The sequence below is a fragment of the Methanothrix soehngenii GP6 genome (assembly GCF_000204415.1).
GTDB lineage: Archaea > Halobacteriota > Methanosarcinia > Methanotrichales > Methanotrichaceae > Methanothrix > Methanothrix soehngenii.
Genome location: NC_015416.1, coordinates 1,708,740 through 1,726,684 on the forward strand (window position 1 = coordinate 1,708,740; position 17,945 = coordinate 1,726,684).

Genomic DNA, 17,945 nt, shown 5'->3' on the forward strand with positions numbered 1-17,945 from the left:
TTCCTATTTGGCCCAACATGGCAGAATTTATAAGCAAGATGCCTCTATTAAAACAGGAGGACAAGAAGGCGGCTGCTGGAGTGAATAATGGCCCTGCGTTCAATTGAGATAACCCTTCCTGAAGGGAAGAAAGAGCAGATCGAAGAGCTGCTCAGCGAAAGAAAGGAAGCTTTAGATGTTAGAATGCAGCATATCATAGGGGTCTGGAAGCATCCGGTAAAGGGTGTGATGTACAGCCGCCTCTCAGAAGAACAAATCCTGGTGAAGATCCTCGTCTTTGCCGAGGAGAGCGAGAGTCTGCTCAAGTCCCTGCAGGAGAGGTTCTCGGACGAGGATGGTTTCCGAATAAATATAATCCCCGTCGAGGCCTCCCTTCCCGCGGAAGAGATGGCAGTGAAATCCACTGACGCCGCTGACCTCTCCGGGGATAAGGAGAACAAGAGCTTCCGGCTGAGCAGGGAGGAGCTTTACGAGGATATCTCCACTGCCACAAAGCTGACCCGTGTCTATGTGGTTCTGGTGATCCTCTCTGCTATAGTTGCTGCCATTGGTTTATGGAATAACAGCGTAGCAATAATAATCGGTGCCATGGTCATAGCCCCTTTGCTGGGCCCCAATGTCGCCTTATCTTTAGCCGCCGCACTGGGCGATATCAATCTGGCCAAGAATGCATTAAAGACAAATGTGGTTGGTCTGGCCATTGCCGCCGCCCTTTCCATTGCAATGGGCTATTTTTTGGCCGTCGATCCCACCATTCCTGAGATCGAGTCCAGAACGGCCGTGGGCCTGGACGAGGTACTCCTCGCCCTGGTCTCAGGCTGCGCGGGAACGCTGGCCTTCACCTCTGGCGCCCCGGCAACTCTGATCGGAGTAGCAGTGGCAGTTGCCCTCCTCCCCCCGCTGGTGACCTCCGGCCTGCTCTTAGGGGCGGGATACACCACTCTAGCTTATGGAGCGTTCCTCCTCTTCCTGGTGAACATCGCCAGCATCAACCTGGCAGGGGTTGGCACCTTTCTGGTGCAGGGCATATCTCCCCGGGATAAGCCAGGGGACAGATGGTCAAAACAGCATCTGGCCTTCACTGCCCTGGTTATCATCAGCCTTTTGGCCATACTCTCCGTAACCATCCTCCACCTTTGGGAGAGCTGGATTGGATGAGATGATCTATTTAAGGCAAGGGCCACATATGAGCTGTAGGCCGCAGAACAAAATGGCCAAAAGGGAAATTCAATGGATGCAGGCGATTACCTACTCTACTTCGTATATGTCTTCAGCACCATCTTCGTGATAGTCAATCCCATCGAGGCCACCATGGTCTATGTCACCCTGACCATCGGCTTGCCCCCTCTGGAAAAGAGCCGTATCTATAAGAGGGCCACATTGGTCGCCTTTATCATTGCCATTCTCTTCGCCATGGCAGGCGATCTCGTTCTCCGCCTCTTCGGCATCACCACGGACAGCCTATCCGTGGCTGGAGGAGTTCTCCTCTTCCTGGTGGCCATAGACATGCTCAGAGGAGTCCACCAGCAGAAGAAGGTAACGGAAGAGGAATTGAAGGATGCCAATAGCAGGGAGGATATCTCCGTCTTTCCCCTGGCCACGCCCCTTCTCACCGGACCGGGTGCGATCACCACGGTGGTGGTCCTGATGGGATCGGCAGAAAGCATCGCAGAGAAGTCGATTGTCATCCTGGGAATCGCCCTGACCTATACTGTGACCCTGATCGTCCTCAAGTTCTCCGATTACATCGATCGGGTGCTGGGCATCACCGGGGTGATGGTATTGAACCGAGTAATGGGCCTGATCCTGGGAGCAGTGGCGGTGAACTTCGCGGCTGTTGGAGCCTGGAACATCTATCAGTCAATGGCTGGAGGCTGAAGGCCAAACCTCCCTAAAAGTCGAAGAGAGACTTCTGCTTCTGTGGCTTGTTGCATTCGCCGGCAAAGCTGAACAGGCTGCTCTGCGCCCGGCTGGAGCAGAGCCGGTCCTTGTTCACCCCGAAGCTCTCGAATATGCGCATCACCGGCGGCAGGATCTGCTTGTTCACATAGTACTCCGTATCCAGAGAGATATTGTTCTCCAGCACAAATTCCGGGTCCTCCGCCCGGTCCACGAAAAGGGTCTTGTTCTTTTTGCCGCCCTTGCCCCGGATGATCACAAAGGGCACCCTGTCTCCGACAGTGGGCACCTTTCCCCCTCTCTCTCTCATCTTCTCCACCAGCTGGATGTGAGGCTGCTTGTTCTTGTACGAGCCCGTGCTCTTGGTGTACCTCCTGGTGAGGGTCAGCTCCTCCAGTATTCCCGGATCCTGGGATAGGTCCAGGTTCTGCAGCCGGACCACCACCGATCTGACATGCTCTACCGCCTCGTCCACCTTCCCCTCCTTGAGCACCAGCTCCAGGCATGTCTTCAGGGTCCCGGAGGTCAGGCCGCACCAGTCCCGCCTCACGGTCTCCATGCCCCGGACTTTGATCCTATCTTTCCATTCCTCCCCCATCTGCTCGAAGATCCAGAGGGCATACCGCTTCTTGGCCAGGAATATGCCCCTTCGGGCGAAGGCCTCGAAGACAAGTTCCATTGGCTGGGGAAGGCTGGATGTGACCGTCTCGGCGATCTTCTTTCCGATCAGGCCCGCATCCTCCAGTGAGACCGGCTCATTATGGGGACTGAGACGGACGAAGACGCTGTCAGTATCCCCATAGACCACATTGAGGTCGAATCCCTTTCCTGTCGGGGCTCCTAGCTTCAGTTCGTCCTTGAAGACTGCCCGGCCTTCGATCACATAGACCGATCCTATATCGTCTATGATCTTCTTCGTCCGGATAATGTTCTCCCGGCCAAAGGAGGTGACTGCATTGGCCAAAGCCAGGCTGTACAGCCTCGCCCGGGCGTAACCCGAGTAGCCATAGAAGCTGTTCAACAGGATCTTCAGTGCATACTGCTTGGCATCTAAAAATCGCCTCTCCTCTTCGCTGGCCTTCTTCATCAACCTCTTGGTCTCCGTCCTCTGATCGAGCAATTCTTTTAAGACCTGGGGCATTACCCCCGATGAAACATTCGGGGAGACGAAACTTCCTCCGGAAGGTGAGGTTATGATATCTTTTTTCTCGGGAGAGTCAGCCAGCACCACCGTCGAGTAGCAGAGGTTATGAGCCATCATAATGGTGGGATATAGCGACTTGTAGTCTAAAATGACCACATCCTCCACCAGCCCCTTCTCAGGCACCAGCACTGCTCCTCCTTTCAGCTCTTCGTTCTCCACATATCGCTCGTCCGAGAGCCCAGAATCTGGCTTGGGGGGCACCACCCGGGATATCTCCCGGAAGCGGCGCAAGAGCAGGTTCTCAACCATCCCCGACTGTCCGCCGTTGACTATATCCTGCAATAACGAGCCGCTGGCCCGGGAGAGAGCGATGTACTTGTCCATCAGCCGAAGGTCCAATAGCAGACGAAGGGCGAGGACAGAGTCTCGGCGGGAGTAGCTGATAAACCGCTTCAGACCTTCTCCATTGCTCTCTTCTGCCCAGAGCTCCTCGATCTCCTGGGGATTCACATCGTACTTCTCCATCGAAAGAAGCTCCGCAGCAACATTCCTCAGGGTATACTGCTTCAGGCTGAACGAGGAGCGTATGATGGGCAATAGATCGACCACCACCCGGCCGGTGATGGAGACATCGCTTCGGTTCACTATCTTTTTTATGTACCAGGAGCTGCCATCTCTTCCTACCCTGAAATCGAGCTGCTGCTGCTTTGCCCTCTCCTGAAGATAAGGAAAATCGAAATCATTGGAGTTGTAGCCAGCGATGATATCTGGATTGTAGTCCCTGATTATGGCTGCAAACTGATTTAGAAGCTCATACTCGTTCCTGCAGGCTCTGGTGTCCGGACGGGGGCAGTCGATCTCCTTTCCCACCAGTACCAGGTCTTTGTTGCCCTGATACTCCGGCTCGAAGGCCATGCTGATCAGGATCACCGGGGATTTCTCTGCCTTGGGCATGGCACCATGATCAGGAAGGCACTCGATATCAAAGCTCATGAAACGCAAGGGTGCATTGGCCTCATGCTGCACCGGACGGATGGAGGCAGCATCCACCGGAGGCAAGTCTCTTCCTGATTGCACTGATCCGGCATTCTGGCTCAAGGTCCATTCCGGTATTGGAGCCTCGACCCATCCCATTCCTCCCAGCGATTTGTCGATCAGAAATCTGTTCTTGAAGAGGATATCCGTCTCGTAGACCGCCCGGATGCCGGGAAGGGAGCGCACCCTCTCCCTCAGGTTTCTTACCTCTTTGGGATCGTTAGTGGTGATCTGGAGCATCTTTTTGGGCTTCTTCTGATAGCCTATGGGCTCGAAGCGCTCCAGCACTTCCACCTCCAGACCCATGGCCTTCAGGTCGTCCGCCGCACTTTCCAGACAGCCTTCTATTGCGCTGGCATAAAAATAGGGCCTGAATCCTGCTGCCTTGACTGTGACGCTCTGCCCCTCTGGAGTGGTGCCAAATAGCTGCACCAAGGGCTTTCGCCCTGAATCATATGCGTAGTTAGCGTCCAGGATCTGGAAGATCATCGCTTATAAATGGAAACTTTTGTTTATATAACTACTCATGGCCAGGGGCAAAAGAGGCGGAAAAATGCCCATATTTCCCAGTATTTTCATAAGTCTGGAGACAAAAAAAGGGATCGATCCCTGCTTTCATTAGATCTCAATTCAGTTATAGCAGCCCCATATTCTCCAGCTGTTCCCTCACGATCTTGACTCCCTCTTCGCACTCCTCTGGCGACTTGCCACCAGTGACCACCAATTTTCCGGAACTGAATATGAGCACTACCACCTTTGGGGTTTTTATCCGGTAGACCAGGCCGGGAAACTGCTCCGGCTCGTATTCGATATTCTCCAGTCCCAGGCCGAGGGCTATGGCGTTGAGGTTCAGGTCTGTCTTCAAATCTGCAGATGCCACAATATTCTGAACGTGGATCTCCGGCTCCAGATCGATATTCTCGAAGCCTATGGACTTGAGAGTCTGGGCCATATTGGTTATAACCGTGCGAACGTCCTCGACGTTCTTGGCGCCGGTGCATACCACTTTGCCGGAGGTGAATATCAGAAAAGCAGCTCTGGGGGCTTTTACCCGGTATACCAGGCCGGGAAACTTCTCTTTATTGTATTCTGCGCCCTCCAGCTCAGCCTCGATCTTATGGAGATCGAACTCCTCAGCCAGCTTGGTGGATGCCACCACGTTCTCTATGTTTATTGTGGACTCCATACTCAAGTATCTCCAGTTCATACTTACAAACTGGGGGTATATATATGTGAGTATTTAAGATTTATAAAGCGCTTATAAACTGATTATATACTGCTTATAAACCACCGGCAAATCCCAAGATCGGCAGGATTTAAAAATAAAAAGCCGCCGATGGGATTCGAACCCATGAACTGCTGATCTTTCGGACCATCTTACGAATCAGCCGCTTTAACCGGGCTAAGCCACGGCGGCCCTCTGGGACTCTACTAGCAGGGGCATAGGCGAATAAAAGATTTGCGATCCAGTCAGGCAGCTCTTATGATCTCTTTTTTCTGCTTCTGGATCTCTTCAGCCAGCTGGGGCAAGAATATGCCAATATCGGTCACAAGGCCTATGGCCTGGGCTGATCCCCTATCCATCAGCTTTGTCACTGTGGAGGGATTGATGTCAACACAGATGGTCTTGACATATGAGGGCAAGAGATTTCCTACAGCAATGGAATGGAGCATTGTGCCCAGCATTATGGTCATGTCCACCCCCTGCAGAACCCTGCCCATGGCATCCTTGGCCTTGACGGTGTCGGTTATGACCTCGGGAAGGGGTCCATCATCGCGAATGGAGCCCGCCAGGATGAAGTCGATCCCTCTGGTGATCGCCTCATACATTATTCCACCCTTGAGCTTGCCCTCCTCTATGGCCTTCTTGATGGAGCCGCTGGCCATGATCTCGCTTATGGCGTACAGATGGTTTCTGTGTCCTCCTGATATGGCATTTCCCGAGCAGTTCATGCCCAGGCTGGTGCCAAAGAGCTGGCGCTCGATATCATGTACCGCTACCGCATTTCCTGCCAGGAGGACGTCCACATATCCCTCTCGAATGAGCTTGGCCAGGGAGGGGGCGGCACCGGTATGAACCAGCGCTGGTCCGCAGACCACAGCAATCTTTCCTCCTCCATTCTTGGTCCTGATGATCTCACAGGCCAGCTGGCGGACGAGCTCTCCGCTGGGCCTCTCTGAGGAGACCTCATTGGACATGAATCCGAAGAAGCTCTTCTCCCTCGGGCGCTCGGGCGGTACCACCTTGACCCCTGTGGTTCCAATCACCACACGGTCCCCTTTCTTTATATGGCCGATGGGCGTGCACACTGCTTTTCCGTCATGCAGGACAATGAGGCAGTCCATGTGGTTTGACACAACCTCCACCCAGGCCCCATGATAGCGCACATAGGTGGGATGATTGGTGGTGGAGTAGAATCCCCGGGGGACGACCATATCTCCAGGAGCGATCTCGGTTTTGGCGTCCTCCATCTCCAGGAGGCGCGCTCCCAGGGCATTCAGTTCCCGGAGTATCCTGTCCAGGTGAGCTGAATCCTCTCCGGTCACCGTGATCTGCACATAGCTGGTATCGTTCTTCTTCTCGCCTATGCGGAAGGTTTTGATCTCAAACTCTCCACCCATGTCCATGATCTTGTCCAGGACTCGTGTTAGCATCTGGGAGTCTATGAGATGGCCTTCCATCTCAATGTCAGCAATCTCTGTCATAAGCTCTGCCTTCACCACATCTCTCCATTCAAGAGGGCTTCAGTCTTATCATTTGTGCTCATGATTATTTTGGTGATTCCTATGGTATAGCCGTCATCATCAGGCAGCGGCTGGTCGAATATTGCCCGGATCCCGCATCTGCGCAGGTGATACTCAAATCCCCGGGCTGTGGCCAGGCTTTTCACCCGGATCTTAATTCTCTGCATAATAGTCTCCCCCTGCTGCTTATTCTTGATGGTCTCTGTCAGGGGCAAGAGAATGCTCTCACCAATGCGCCGGGCCCTCTCCCTTCTCTCCTCCACCGACTCCTGCCATTCCACTGATTGAAAGCCCTCCCGGACCGCGCGGGATAAAAAGAAGTCAAGAGCATAGTCGTTATAGTGGCTAAAAGCTATTGCCAGGTCATTGCAGTTCGATTCGGAGCTGGTATATTTCAGAGGGGCTACCCTGTTTTCCGGGTCCTTCAAGACCACCCCCTCCCTTCCTTGCCGGCCCAGCTTGATCACTATCTCTTTGATCCTTTTGTGCGCCGTCTCCCGGGGAAATTCTCCAAAAAAAGCGGTCCCTTTCAGGCCGAAATCCTCTGCTATCTCGTGGGTCTTATGCACCCCATGGGTCCCTCGCTGGTTCTTTTGGGCAACATCGAAGAGGTATAAATCGATGCTGTCAGTGGGATAGACATCTAAAGATACATAGGGGTTCTCCGGGCCCACCATCTCCGCGCAAAGGACCAGATTGGGCTTCTCTTCGAAAATATCCTCCGGCAGGAGCCTTGTCGCCACCTCTGTGGAGTAAGGGCAGACAAAACCACCTCTGGTCAGGGCCACGATATCCCCGTCTATGGATGTTATGCGGACATTGTGGCCATTCATCTTCTCCTCCACTGCCACAGAATCGATAAAATGACGTTTTATCCCCGCTTCAAGCATCAGAGGACGGCGGATGCTGGGGTAGCCCCAGACAATTTCTCCGTTTTTAAAAATCACCGTCCCGGCCTCAACCCCTGAGATCTCCTTATCAAATCTCAGCAGTTGAGGCTCAGGCCAGCTTGATTCAGATATCTTCGTATCTTGCAGGCTTTGCAGCCGATCTACAGTTATTCCCAGTTTATCTGCAATCCTTTGCAGATTCATCCAGTCCTCACCAGATAATCCAGTATGGACCTCCTGGTGATCATGCCCGCTACCTCTTCTCTGTGGTTGAGCACGGGCAGGCCGCCTATGTTATCCGAGAGAATTATGCTCTTTACCTCCTCCAGAGGGGTATCGGTGTAGACGTACTTGACATCATGGGTCATCACATCAGAGACCAGTATGTTGTAGATGCGAGTATGCTGCTTGCTGGCGGTGTCATTGAGATCCCTGAAGGCTCGCAGGGCTTTGGCCACATCTCCCTCTGTTAATATCCCCACCAGACGTCCTGCTTCGACCACGGGAAGCCTTCCCACGTCTCTATCCAGAATTGTGCGCCGGGCATGAACCAGACGATCGTTGGGGTTCGCGGTGAGGGGATACCTCATGGCCTCGGAGGCCAGGCCGCTCACATTGGCCTTCTCCAGGATCTCTCTCGGCCTGACCCAGCCCAGGATTTTCTCGCCGTCCACTGCCACCAGCACCGATGTCTTCTGCAAGAGGAGCATGGCATCTAACATGTCCATGTCCGCCAGGACCTTGATAACGCTATCCTGAGTGGCTGATGCCACATGCAGAGAGGAGGCCGGCATGCCCAGGGATTTTCGGGCACCAAGAACGCGGGCAATCTGTCTGGTAGTGATTATTCCGCCTATCTTGCCTTTATTGGTCACCAGAAGCCTGCGCAGATCGTTCTTCTCCATTATATCCAGCGCATGGCCCAACCGTTCCGATTTATCGATAGTAACGGGCTCTGTCATAATGTCTTTAACCTGCATCACTTCCACCTGCCAATCTCCGCTATGATCTCATCGGCTGAGAAATAGCCCACCACATCATTGTCCTTTACCACCGGCATGCCGATGATATGCTTTTCTGCAAGAGTCTTGCTGGCCTCGACCGCATTGGTCTCCGGGGTCAGGCTGAGTATGGGCGAGGTCATGACATCCTCGGCCACGAAGGGCATCTGCCTTACATATCGATTCTGTTTTCTGCCCGCAGTGCTCTCCTTCCGGGTCATCTTGATGTTCTTGGTCTCCATATCATCCTTCGGCCCCATGATATCAGAGAACGTAAGGCCTGAGCGGGTCACTATGCCTACAGGAGTCCTGTTATCCTCATAGACCAGGGCCCGGCTGATCCCCTGCACATTCATCTCCTCCAGAACATGGCCTATGGTATGGTGGCGGTGAACATTGAGGATGTTCTTGCTCATCAGCTCCTGCACAGTTGAGGATATATCCTGCTCGGAGAAGTGTCTCACCATATCCCTGGAGGTGATCACGCCCACGATCTCTCCGTCCTTTTCCACCGGCAGGCCGCTTATATCGTTCTCGATCATCAGTTCCGCTGCCTGGGGCATGGTGGCATCAGGGAATATGGTTATCGGCTTCTCGGTCATGACCACCTGGATTGGGACCTTGTCTATGGGCCTCCTCCTCCATTCTGGGGCTGCCTGGCTGATCCGGTTGGTGATATCGTATTTGGTGACTATGCCCACCAGCTTGCCGTTATCCATAACCGGAAGCCTGCCGATGGAGTACTTGAACATCAGGTTCCTTGCTCTCTGAATGGGCTCGTTCCGCTCGATGACATTTACGGGGGTGCTCATGTAGTCTTTGACTTTCTTTATGATCATGGCAGTATTCCTCTGTTCTCAGCTAAGGCCCTCACGAAATCTCTTTCTGTCAGAATGCCTGCTAATGAACCCCTGTCCATTACGGGCATCGATCCAATCTCGTTGTCCATCATCTTTCTGGCCGCATGGCCCAGGTCCATCTTCTTCTCGATGGTGATTAAGCTTCTCTTGATCAGGCTCTTTATGGGCTGGTTCATCACCTCGCCGATGTCGCCCGTAACCACCTTTTCGAATGCATCACCGCTGCCCAGGTATTTCATTATGTCCGATGCGGTCACCATGCCCATGAGAACGCCATCCTGCACCACAGGCATCCTTCGGAAGCCCTTCTGGATGATCATCCTGGTCATCTTTTCGATGGTGGTCTGAGCGGGTGCAGTTACAACATTGGGGCTCATGAAGGATTCAACCACAAGGCCCGTATCCACCCCTCGACAAGAGCGCACGAAGTCCTCCTCGGTGATTATTCCCTTGATGCGGGAATCCTCATCCACTATCGGAAGGCCGCCCACGTTCTTCTCATACATCAGCTTCAAGACATCATGCAATGAGGTGTTTTCGCTGGCATAGATGAGCTTGCTGCTCATTATCTCCCTTATATCTGCATTAATGGCGGTGAAGATATTCCCCTGATACTTCTCCTGCAGAAGGTTGTGCCGAAGCCCTCCGCCAAGGAAGTCCACTACATCCACCGATGTCACAAAGCCAAGCAGCCTTTTTGTGCCTGCATCTGCGATGGGAAGCCTGGAGAAGCCGTAGAAGGTCATGGTCTTTATGGCCCCCATGATGGTGGTAGTAGGCGGGACTGTGACCACGTCCGGCGATGCTGCGCTCAGCACCTCGCTGATGTGTTTGGCATGCCTGGAGTCGAACTGCAGCGGTCCCCTCTCTCCTGAGCCCGGAGCTCTTGGCATTCTATCGTTCCTCTGCGGTATCCTCGTTATCTCCTTTCCACTAGTTGGACCATTGCTCATTTTCACTCCCCCAGGTAACATTTGATCAGATCGCTTCTATCCACTATCCCCATAATCCTTCCCTCGTCTACCACCGATACCCTGCCCACATCGTGCTTGAGCATCAGCTCTATGGCCTCGGCAACGCTGGCCGTCGGCCCGAGGCTGTAGAGAGGAGAGCTCATCAGCTTCTCAGCCGGCAATTGCATTCTTTCCACCGGTCTGGTCTCGCTCTCTTTGCTGATCCTGGCCCAGCCTCTCTTCAGGATATCGAATCTCGTGATAATTCCCATGGGTTTCTCATCCCTCACCATTGGCAGACCGGTAAAATCTCGTTCCACCATCCGGTCCCAGACCTTGGTCACCGGCTCGTCCAGGCGGGCGGTTACCACCTTGGTGCTCATGATCTCGCCAATCGGTTTTTTTGGAACTTTAGAGATATCTAAATGCTTGAATATATCAATTATTGTTACAACACCTCTTAGAGTTTTATCTTCCTGGGATTCGACCACTGGAAGCAGGTTGCTCTTCTCTTTGAGCATGATCCTTGCCGCATCAAGCACATCAGTATCACCCGTCACTGCAGGTACCTGAACTTTAAATCCTGAGACTGTAACATTTGATTTGGTCGAGGTAATCCGAAGCACATCCTGTGAGGTTATAACCCCTAAAACCTGGACTCTGCTATCCACAACCGGCAGTCCCCGCACATGGTTGTCTCTGATCAACTGACGCGCTTTGGTCAGATAGGTGGAGTCCTCCACATAAAGAGGATCTCTAGAGAAAATGTCTTCGACTAGCATTCCGACTCCCCTGCTGTCCCGCGATTGCCATATTGCAATTTGCCATATCGCAGTCATTCTAAGGCTATCGATTTCCGTCCCTGCAGCTCCAGCAGAGCAACTCGCCATTCACGTTTTCCAGATTATCTGATAGCTGGCCGCAGACTTCGCAGATTCCGCTCACAGTTCCTCGGGGCTGCTCGAAATGAATGTTCTCCCGGTGCATCTCCAACAGATCGCTTAAGATATCATTCAATCCGACGGAACAGCCAGAGACCAGGTCGGTATCTGTGATTATGCCCATCAGCTTGCCCTTGAGGATAACAGGCAGCCGTTTTACTCCTGCCCGGAGCATGAGGTTGGCTGCATCTCTTATGCTTGCATCGGGTTCGATTGCAGTTACAGGTGAGCTCATGATCTCCCTCACCTTCAGATTTCTGGGATCAACCCCCTGGGCTATGACCTTCCTGACCAGGTCCCTTTCCGTTAAAATGCCTGTGGTTTTGTCTCGGGATACAATTATCAGACTTCCCACATTGGCCGAGCCCATCCTTTTGGCAGCGCTCAATACATCTAGATCGGCGTCAGCGGTGATCACCGGTCGGGTCATGATATCTCGCACTGGAATCTCTGTCTCCATTGGCCAAGTCTCCGTGATTAGCTCTATGTGCTTATTAGTGTACTAATGATATAAAAGGCTACTCCGGAGCAATAGTTTTTGATTCGATTAATATTATTTTTCCCCTACTCCATCACATGTTTCAGGATATGCTCGATCTCTGCTAATATGAGGTCCATTCCCAAGCGAGCCGCCCCGGGAGAGCCTGGCAAGCAGAATATTGGTTTTTTCATAAAGACTCCGGCTGTTGCCCGGGTTAGCATGGCCCGGGTTCCAACCTCCTTCATGCTCTGCCAACGAAAGATCTCCCCAAACCCCGGGAGCGTCTTTTCAAAGAGCGGCTCTGCAGCCTCTATGGTTAGGTCCAAAGCGGTGAGTCCTGTGCCGCCGCAGATCACCATGGCATCAGCGCTGCTCGTCTTAATTGCACGCTGGATGGGCTCTACGCCGTCCGGGATGAGCAGGTAGTTGCCTGTATACCCTGCCGTCCTTATCTTCTCCAGTATCACCTTCCCGGACAGGTCCTCTGCCCTATCCGGATCCCGAACCGAGCCGAACTTAGTATAGCGAGACGTGCTCGCGACCACCACATCTAAGATCATGTCCATTCCTCTCTGGACGAGGATAAAATTTTTCCCGTAGCCCATCCAATTGGGACCAGACAAAAGCTCTCTAGGGGAAGGAATGATCTATGACGCTCTTAGCGGTTGACGTTGGGGCAGGGACTCAAGACATCCTGCTTTACCAGGAGGGGGTGCCCATCGAGGGCTCGACCAAGATGGTTCTGCCCAGTCAGACCATGATTGTTGGAAACAGGATTAGCCGGGCCAGGATGGCGGGACGGGACATTTTTTTGCATGGCCCCATCATGGGGGGCGGAGCCTCCACCATGGCAGTGAGGTGGCACCTGGCAGCGGGACTGAGGGTTTTTGCCACCCCCTCAGCCGCAGCCACCATTAATAATGACCTGGGCCAGGTTGAGGCCTTGGGAGTTATCATCCAGGAGGATGCACCGGCATCAGCAGAAATCGTAGAGACGGGAGACATCGACATTCCCTCTCTTCAGCGGGCTTTCCAGCTATTCGACATATCTCTGCCTAAGGATATTGCCGTGGCGGTACAGGACCACGGCTACTCTCCCGGCAAGCCAAACCGCCAGGTCCGGTTCGAGCATATGGTCGCAGCCATCCGTTCGGGCGGAAGCCTGGATGATTTCACTTTTAAAGAGTGCCCGCAGGAGATGACCAGGATGGTGGCAGTGCGGGATACCTTGATAAAAGAGGGATTTGAGCCCTTTATAATGGACACCGGTCCTGCAGCTATCTTCGGTGCCGCCCTCGACCCGCGGATTGAGGACCCGGCATTGATCATCAACTTTGGAAACAGCCATACTATAGCTGCCATCCTGTCAGAGGGAAGGATCTGTGCCGTCTTCGAGCATCATACCTCGAGCATGAAAGGGGAAAAGGTGAGGGAGTTTACCCAGAAGCTCTGCCGGGGAACGCTGGAGGAGGGTGAGGTGTTCGACGATGGAGGTCATGGTTCTTATATAGGCAGCCTGCCGGATGGGGTCCGGTCGATTCTGATCACTGGACCCCGAAGGGAGAGCTTCCTCTCCTGCGAGGCTTTAAAAGGGGCGGTGGCGGCAGCTCCGGCGGGAGATATGATGATCACCGGCTGCTTGGGGCTGATCAAGGCCTGGAAGAAAAGGGATGACCTGACCGGATAGAAATCGATCGGCGCAGATGACAATTGGAGCTGACTGGATGCAAATAGAATTGATCGGTGCATACAGATGGAATGGGCAAGAAGACGGAGACTGCATGGAGATAAAATGAGCATGGAGATTGGAAGAGGTGCAGAGGCGGTCATAACCTTGGAGGACGGAGTGGTCAGGAAGTGGCGGCTTCCCAAGAGCTACCGCCTGCCTGCCTTGGACGAGCGAATCCGCCAGGAGAGGACTATCAGGGAGGCGAGGATCACCTCTGATGCCCGGAGGCATGGCGTTCTCACACCCATCATCTGCGATATATCCCGCTTTGAGCTGAAGATGGAGCATATCCGGGGAGATAAGCTCAAGGATGTGATAAATCCGGATCTCTCCCGCAAGGTGGGGGAGATGGTGGGAAGGCTGCACCAAGGGGGAATCATTCACGGGGACCTGACCACCTCCAATATGATTCTAGTTGAGGGGGATATCTGCTTGATCGACTTTGGCCTCTCCTTTATTGAGAGGTCCACTGAGGCCCAGGGGGTGGATGTGCACGTCTATTTCCAGACTCTGGAGAGCACCCACGATCGACCTGAAGAGCTGATAGAGGCCTTCAAGGCCGGCTACTTGGAGGTTTATCCCCCCGGAGAAGCAGTTTTAAAGAGGGTGAAGGAGATAAAAGCGCGAGGCAGATATCTGTAATCTCTAATCAGCAGGTTTATCTATGATATCATAGAATAGTGCAATTTAATTTTTAAGGTGATGAGCCAATGGCGGAAGATGAGGTCGTATTCGTCGGCAATAAGCCTGTGATGAACTATGTGCTGGCAGTGGTAACCCAGTTCAACAGCGGCGCCAAGGATGTCCGAATCATGGCTAGAGGGCGGGCGATCTCCAGGGCGGTGGATGTGGCAGAGGTCTCAAGGTCTAGATTTCTGCCTGATGTTAGGGTGATGGGAATTTATATCTCCACCGAGACCCTCGACACCGACCGGGGGGCAACCAATGTATCCGCGATTGAGATCACCCTTGGGAAGTGAGCCATCGATTTGACCGCCACCATTGGCATCATATCCTCCGGAAGAGGAGAGAACCTTCGCTACATTCTGCTGGCGGAGCGGGATGGTTATCTTCCTGCCCAGGTCAAAATAGTCCTGGCCGATCAGCCGGACGCTGGAGCCCTCCGGATCGCTCAAGAGTTTGGTGTTCGTCATATGTATCTGGATCCAGCGGGAAGGAGTCGAGAGGAGTATGACCAACAGCTCGTGTCGCATCTGGAGGGGGCAGGGGTGGACCTGGTGGTTCTCACCGGCTATATGAGGATCCTGTCACCTCGATTCGTTCGCCATTATAAAAATAGAATTTTAAATATACATCCTGCTCTCTTGCCCTCGTTCCGGGGATTGGATGCCTTCAGCCAGGCCCTGGAGCATGGAGTGATGTGGACTGGCACCACCATTCATCTCGTCGATGAGGATGTCGATCACGGACCGATCATCTATCAGATGCCGGTGCCGGTGAAGAGGAACGATACCCATGAGAGTCTAAAGGCCAGGATCCAGAGGGCAGAGTACAGGGCCTATCCCAGGGCGATAAAGATGTTCATCGAGGGGAATCCTGAAGTGGTGGGAAGGAAGATCGTCTTTGAGAATGGGGCGAAATGATATGGAAGATTTATGGGCACCCTGGAGGATCGACTACATCCTCGGCAAGAAGCCGGAGGGCTGCATATTCTGCAGTAAACCTGGGGAGAACAGGGACGAAGAGAACCTCATATTGCACCGCGGCAAAAATCACTTCATCATCCTGAATGCCTATCCATACAACAATGGTCATATGATGGTGGTTCCGTTTAAGCATACCTCGACTCTCGCCGGATGGACGGATGATGAGCGTCGGGAGATGATGGAGCTTGCTGATCTGGCAGTGGAGCTCTTGAGAAGGACCATGCGTCCTGATGGATTCAACCTGGGAATTAACATGGGAATTGTGGGCGGTGCAGGGATCGCCGACCACATTCACATGCATATCGTCCCACGCTGGAATGGAGACACCAACTTCATGCCCGTCTTATCTGATACCAGGGTGATATCTGAGCATCTGCGGGTGACATATGCCAAGCTGAAGAAAGAGCTTGATGAGATGGTTTAGGCGAATCGTCTACGTCGAAAGCTATATATCTCGTTAAATTACTATATAGAATACGGTGAAAGTCGATAGGCGTTTTCCTCCTACCTCATTACCCTTCTCGACTTTCCCTCCCTCCTATTTTTCCGTGAAGTTTTTAACCAGTTGAATACTACAGCAATCCATGTTCTTCCTTGGAGAGTATGATGAGGATGAGGCCGCTAATATTCGCACTTTCCTCAGCGATGCGGGAATTAGAGTTGAATTAAAGCCCTACCTGGTTATGGATTCAGATGAGCAATTCTGCCTTCGCGGCAGGTACAGCCGGCTCAAGGAGATGGCAGAGGATATCAGCGATTATGAGCACGATCTGTCGTTGATAAAGAGCGCGCTTTCCCAGAGCAGCACCCCTGAGGAGTTCGATGAGCTCTTCTTAAAAGAGCTGGACCCGACGATGATGAAGATAAGGGATGAGATTTTAGCCCAATGCGAGGGCGATGAGATCGAGTCTCCGGAAGAGCTTTCGGAAGAATCCTCAGAGGAGAATTCGGAGGATACTTCAGAAGAGAGCGAACCTTTGGATTTCAACGTAGATGCATGGCTGAACTATTTGCTGCGCTCAGGAAAGGCCCAGAGCTTCGCTCATTCCGTTCTATCCCTAAATGGCATAATTGTGGGAGAGCCCATTGGCGACAAATTGGACGATCCGCTGCTGGAGATTCCTGCCGATCCGGGTGACTTCGATACAGAGCCCGATGAGCTCGTGCTAAATGCGGATTACTACTTATCCAGATCCATCGGCCTTTATGTGGACGAGTTCACCGCTCCGCTGGTAAGCGATATGGATGAAGAGTTCATCGACATGTATCCTGATGAATATCAGCAGATATCTGCCCTGGGATTGTTGATAGAGAAGCTAGCGACGCCACCGTCTGACAAGAAGATGAGCTTGGATGAGTTCATCGAGAGCTGCATGCTGCGCAAGGATGAGCATGATGTAAACCTGATGGTTGACGGAAGGGATGTCTTTATGGAATTGATCCGGATCCTGGAAAGGGGAGACGTGCTGAAGTCCAAAGGAGATAAGATCAAGTGGAAGAAATGATCCCCGGCTGATACCTTCAGACGGAATTCTCCGGGCCTCTGCTGGCATTGGTCTCCTGAATGATCATGTAGTTGAGCACTAAAAGTATGCAGATATTGCCGGCCAGGCCCAGCAGGGCAATAAATTGTGTCAGATAAAAGAGGATGACCTGCACTATGAATATCTGCACAAGAATGGCGTTCTTGAATATCCTGTAGGCCTCCAGGCGGGAGCTTTTCATCTTTATAATGGCATAGATGACCAGGATGGAGGATAGGGTGGCTGCAGCCAGTCCGGCCAGATCGAAGAACGATAGGCTGGGAAATATGGCTTCAAAACCTTTCTCCGAGTTAAGCCTGAGGTAAATGAGCATGAAGTCAAGGCCCAGGGTGAAGATGGACTGGAGGATGAAGAAGGCCATAACCACTCTTATAAACCAGCTCTTTTTGATCAGCTTCCGGTAGTACCTGCGCATACGATACTTCGTGGCGGTGTAGATGTCGATCTTGGGCATGGGCACGCTATCGGTGCTATGGAGAAGATCCTGCAGGGCTCGAGTCATTGGATTATTCTGGGAGCTCTCCTTTAGCAGAGCCAGGGCTTTTCTCCTCTCCAGATGATCCAGATCCTCCAAGACCGCTTCCTTTGCCAGCTCCAGTACATTTACCAGCCTCTCCTGCTCGGTGAGCTTTGGCTTATGGATGAAGGTCTGAATTGCCAGGTACAAAAGGGCGAATATTATGTAGATCAGGGCCACTGTGGGCTGAAAAAAGTAATCATTATCCCCGGTGATGAACTTGCCCAGCTCATCGATGAATGCGCCAAATCCCAGGCCTCCAATCACCGCCACCAGATAGTTGGCTGATTTGTTGATGTAGCCCAGATTGATGACCAGAGCAATCATCATCAGCACGCCGCCCAAGAGGACATGGGCGATATGCAAATGCCCCGGGCTAAGGCTCGGATATCCTGTTAGGGCGAGAAAGAAGCGTATTCCCAGGACGGAGCATACCGCTGTTACCAGGAATATCTCCAGCAGTGTTCCCGCTTCCAGGTTGCGCACGAAATGGCGGTTGAATGGATTATTCCTGCGGATGAATTCTCTCATTCTCCATT

General features: G+C 52.7%; 19 protein-coding genes and 1 tRNA gene. 8 read left to right on the forward strand and 12 right to left on the reverse strand.

Annotated features, from left to right (window positions below):
• The first annotated feature begins 87 nt into the window (after nt 1–87).
• On the forward strand, nt 88–1,158 hold the full coding sequence (locus MCON_RS08610) for a TIGR00341 family protein (RefSeq protein ID WP_013719608.1): 1,071 nt from the start codon (nt 88–90) through the stop codon (nt 1,156–1,158).
• Between the two features lie 72 nt (nt 1,159–1,230).
• On the forward strand, nt 1,231–1,878 hold the full coding sequence (locus MCON_RS08615) for a MarC family protein (RefSeq protein WP_013719609.1): 648 nt from the start codon (nt 1,231–1,233) through the stop codon (nt 1,876–1,878).
• Nucleotides 1,879–1,891: 13 nt separating this feature from the next.
• Here MCON_RS08615 and MCON_RS08620 read toward each other — a convergent pair whose 3' ends face one another.
• From MCON_RS08620 to MCON_RS08670, 11 genes are all read right to left on the reverse strand, one after another.
• Nucleotides 1,892–4,567 (reverse strand): DNA-directed DNA polymerase, encoded by a 2,676-nt coding sequence (locus MCON_RS08620; protein ID WP_013719610.1) that lies wholly within the window; start codon nt 4,565–4,567, stop codon nt 1,892–1,894.
• 145 nt (nt 4,568–4,712) lie between these two features.
• Nucleotides 4,713–5,264 (reverse strand): TATA-box-binding protein, encoded by a 552-nt coding sequence (locus tag MCON_RS08625; protein ID WP_013719611.1) that lies wholly within the window; start codon nt 5,262–5,264, stop codon nt 4,713–4,715.
• Nucleotides 5,265–5,406: 142 nt separating this feature from the next.
• Nucleotides 5,407–5,495: transfer RNA gene (locus MCON_RS08630), tRNA-Thr, on the reverse strand.
• Nucleotides 5,496–5,548: 53 nt separating this feature from the next.
• Nucleotides 5,549–6,784: an ornithine cyclodeaminase, nickel-pincer nucleotide-dependent gene (locus tag MCON_RS08635; RefSeq protein ID WP_048133091.1), complete on the reverse strand. Its 1,236-nt coding sequence runs from the start codon at nt 6,782–6,784 to the stop codon at nt 5,549–5,551.
• Nucleotides 6,785–6,795: 11 nt separating this feature from the next.
• Nucleotides 6,796–7,917 (reverse strand): RNA ligase, encoded by a 1,122-nt coding sequence (locus MCON_RS08640; protein ID WP_013719613.1) that lies wholly within the window; start codon nt 7,915–7,917, stop codon nt 6,796–6,798.
• The gene (locus tag MCON_RS08645) at nt 7,914–8,693 is read right to left on the reverse strand and encodes a CBS domain-containing protein (protein ID WP_013719614.1); all 780 of its coding nucleotides are present in this window, start codon (nt 8,691–8,693) and stop codon (nt 7,914–7,916) included. Before MCON_RS08645 ends, MCON_RS08640 begins: the two co-directional genes overlap by 4 nt.
• On the reverse strand, nt 8,693–9,553 hold the full coding sequence (locus MCON_RS08650; RefSeq protein WP_013719615.1) for a CBS domain-containing protein: 861 nt from the start codon (nt 9,551–9,553) through the stop codon (nt 8,693–8,695). The genes MCON_RS08645 and MCON_RS08650 overlap by 1 nt, the downstream gene beginning before the upstream one ends.
• Entirely contained in the window at nt 9,550–10,527 is a 978-nt protein-coding gene (locus tag MCON_RS08655) for a CBS domain-containing protein (RefSeq protein ID WP_157863748.1), read from the reverse strand. Before MCON_RS08655 ends, MCON_RS08650 begins: the two co-directional genes overlap by 4 nt.
• Nucleotides 10,528–10,529: 2 nt before the next feature.
• Nucleotides 10,530–11,309 carry a CBS domain-containing protein gene (locus MCON_RS08660; RefSeq protein WP_013719617.1) on the reverse strand — a complete coding sequence of 260 codons (780 nt, stop codon included), beginning with the start codon at nt 11,307–11,309 and terminating at the stop codon, nt 10,530–10,532.
• A gap of 64 nt (nt 11,310–11,373) precedes the next feature.
• Nucleotides 11,374–11,928, reverse strand: a complete 555-nt coding sequence (locus MCON_RS08665; RefSeq protein ID WP_013719618.1) for a CBS domain-containing protein — start codon at nt 11,926–11,928, stop codon at nt 11,374–11,376.
• Between the two features lie 104 nt (nt 11,929–12,032).
• Nucleotides 12,033–12,515 carry a MogA/MoaB family molybdenum cofactor biosynthesis protein gene (locus MCON_RS08670; RefSeq protein WP_232844268.1) on the reverse strand — a complete coding sequence of 161 codons (483 nt, stop codon included), beginning with the start codon at nt 12,513–12,515 and terminating at the stop codon, nt 12,033–12,035.
• 83 nt (nt 12,516–12,598) lie between these two features.
• Here MCON_RS08670 and MCON_RS08675 point away from each other — a divergent pair, with 83 nt between their 5' ends.
• From MCON_RS08675 to MCON_RS08700, 6 genes are all read left to right on the forward strand, one after another.
• Entirely contained in the window at nt 12,599–13,636 is a 1,038-nt protein-coding gene (locus MCON_RS08675) for a DUF1786 domain-containing protein (protein ID WP_013719620.1), read from the forward strand.
• Between the two features lie 111 nt (nt 13,637–13,747).
• Nucleotides 13,748–14,320, forward strand: coding sequence for a Kae1-associated kinase Bud32 (locus MCON_RS08680; protein ID WP_013719621.1), 573 nt, complete (start codon nt 13,748–13,750; stop codon nt 14,318–14,320).
• A gap of 68 nt (nt 14,321–14,388) precedes the next feature.
• Nucleotides 14,389–14,658: a DNA-binding protein Alba gene (gene albA, locus MCON_RS08685; RefSeq protein ID WP_013719622.1), complete on the forward strand. Its 270-nt coding sequence runs from the start codon at nt 14,389–14,391 to the stop codon at nt 14,656–14,658.
• A 9-nt stretch (nt 14,659–14,667) separates the two neighbouring features.
• Complete coding sequence (purN, locus tag MCON_RS08690; RefSeq protein WP_013719623.1) at nt 14,668–15,282, forward strand: phosphoribosylglycinamide formyltransferase; 615 nt, start codon at nt 14,668–14,670, stop codon at nt 15,280–15,282.
• A gap of 1 nt (nt 15,283) precedes the next feature.
• Entirely contained in the window at nt 15,284–15,769 is a 486-nt protein-coding gene (locus MCON_RS08695) for an HIT family protein (RefSeq protein ID WP_048132224.1), read from the forward strand.
• 160 nt (nt 15,770–15,929) lie between these two features.
• A complete protein-coding gene (locus MCON_RS08700; protein WP_013719625.1) occupies nt 15,930–16,850 on the forward strand; it encodes a hypothetical protein in 921 nt (306 codons plus the stop codon).
• 16 nt (nt 16,851–16,866) lie between these two features.
• Here the strand turns inward: MCON_RS08700 and MCON_RS15240 are convergent, their stop codons facing one another.
• Nucleotides 16,867–17,937: a hypothetical protein gene (locus MCON_RS15240; RefSeq protein WP_013719626.1), complete on the reverse strand. Its 1,071-nt coding sequence runs from the start codon at nt 17,935–17,937 to the stop codon at nt 16,867–16,869.
• Nucleotides 17,938–17,945 lie beyond the last annotated feature (8 nt).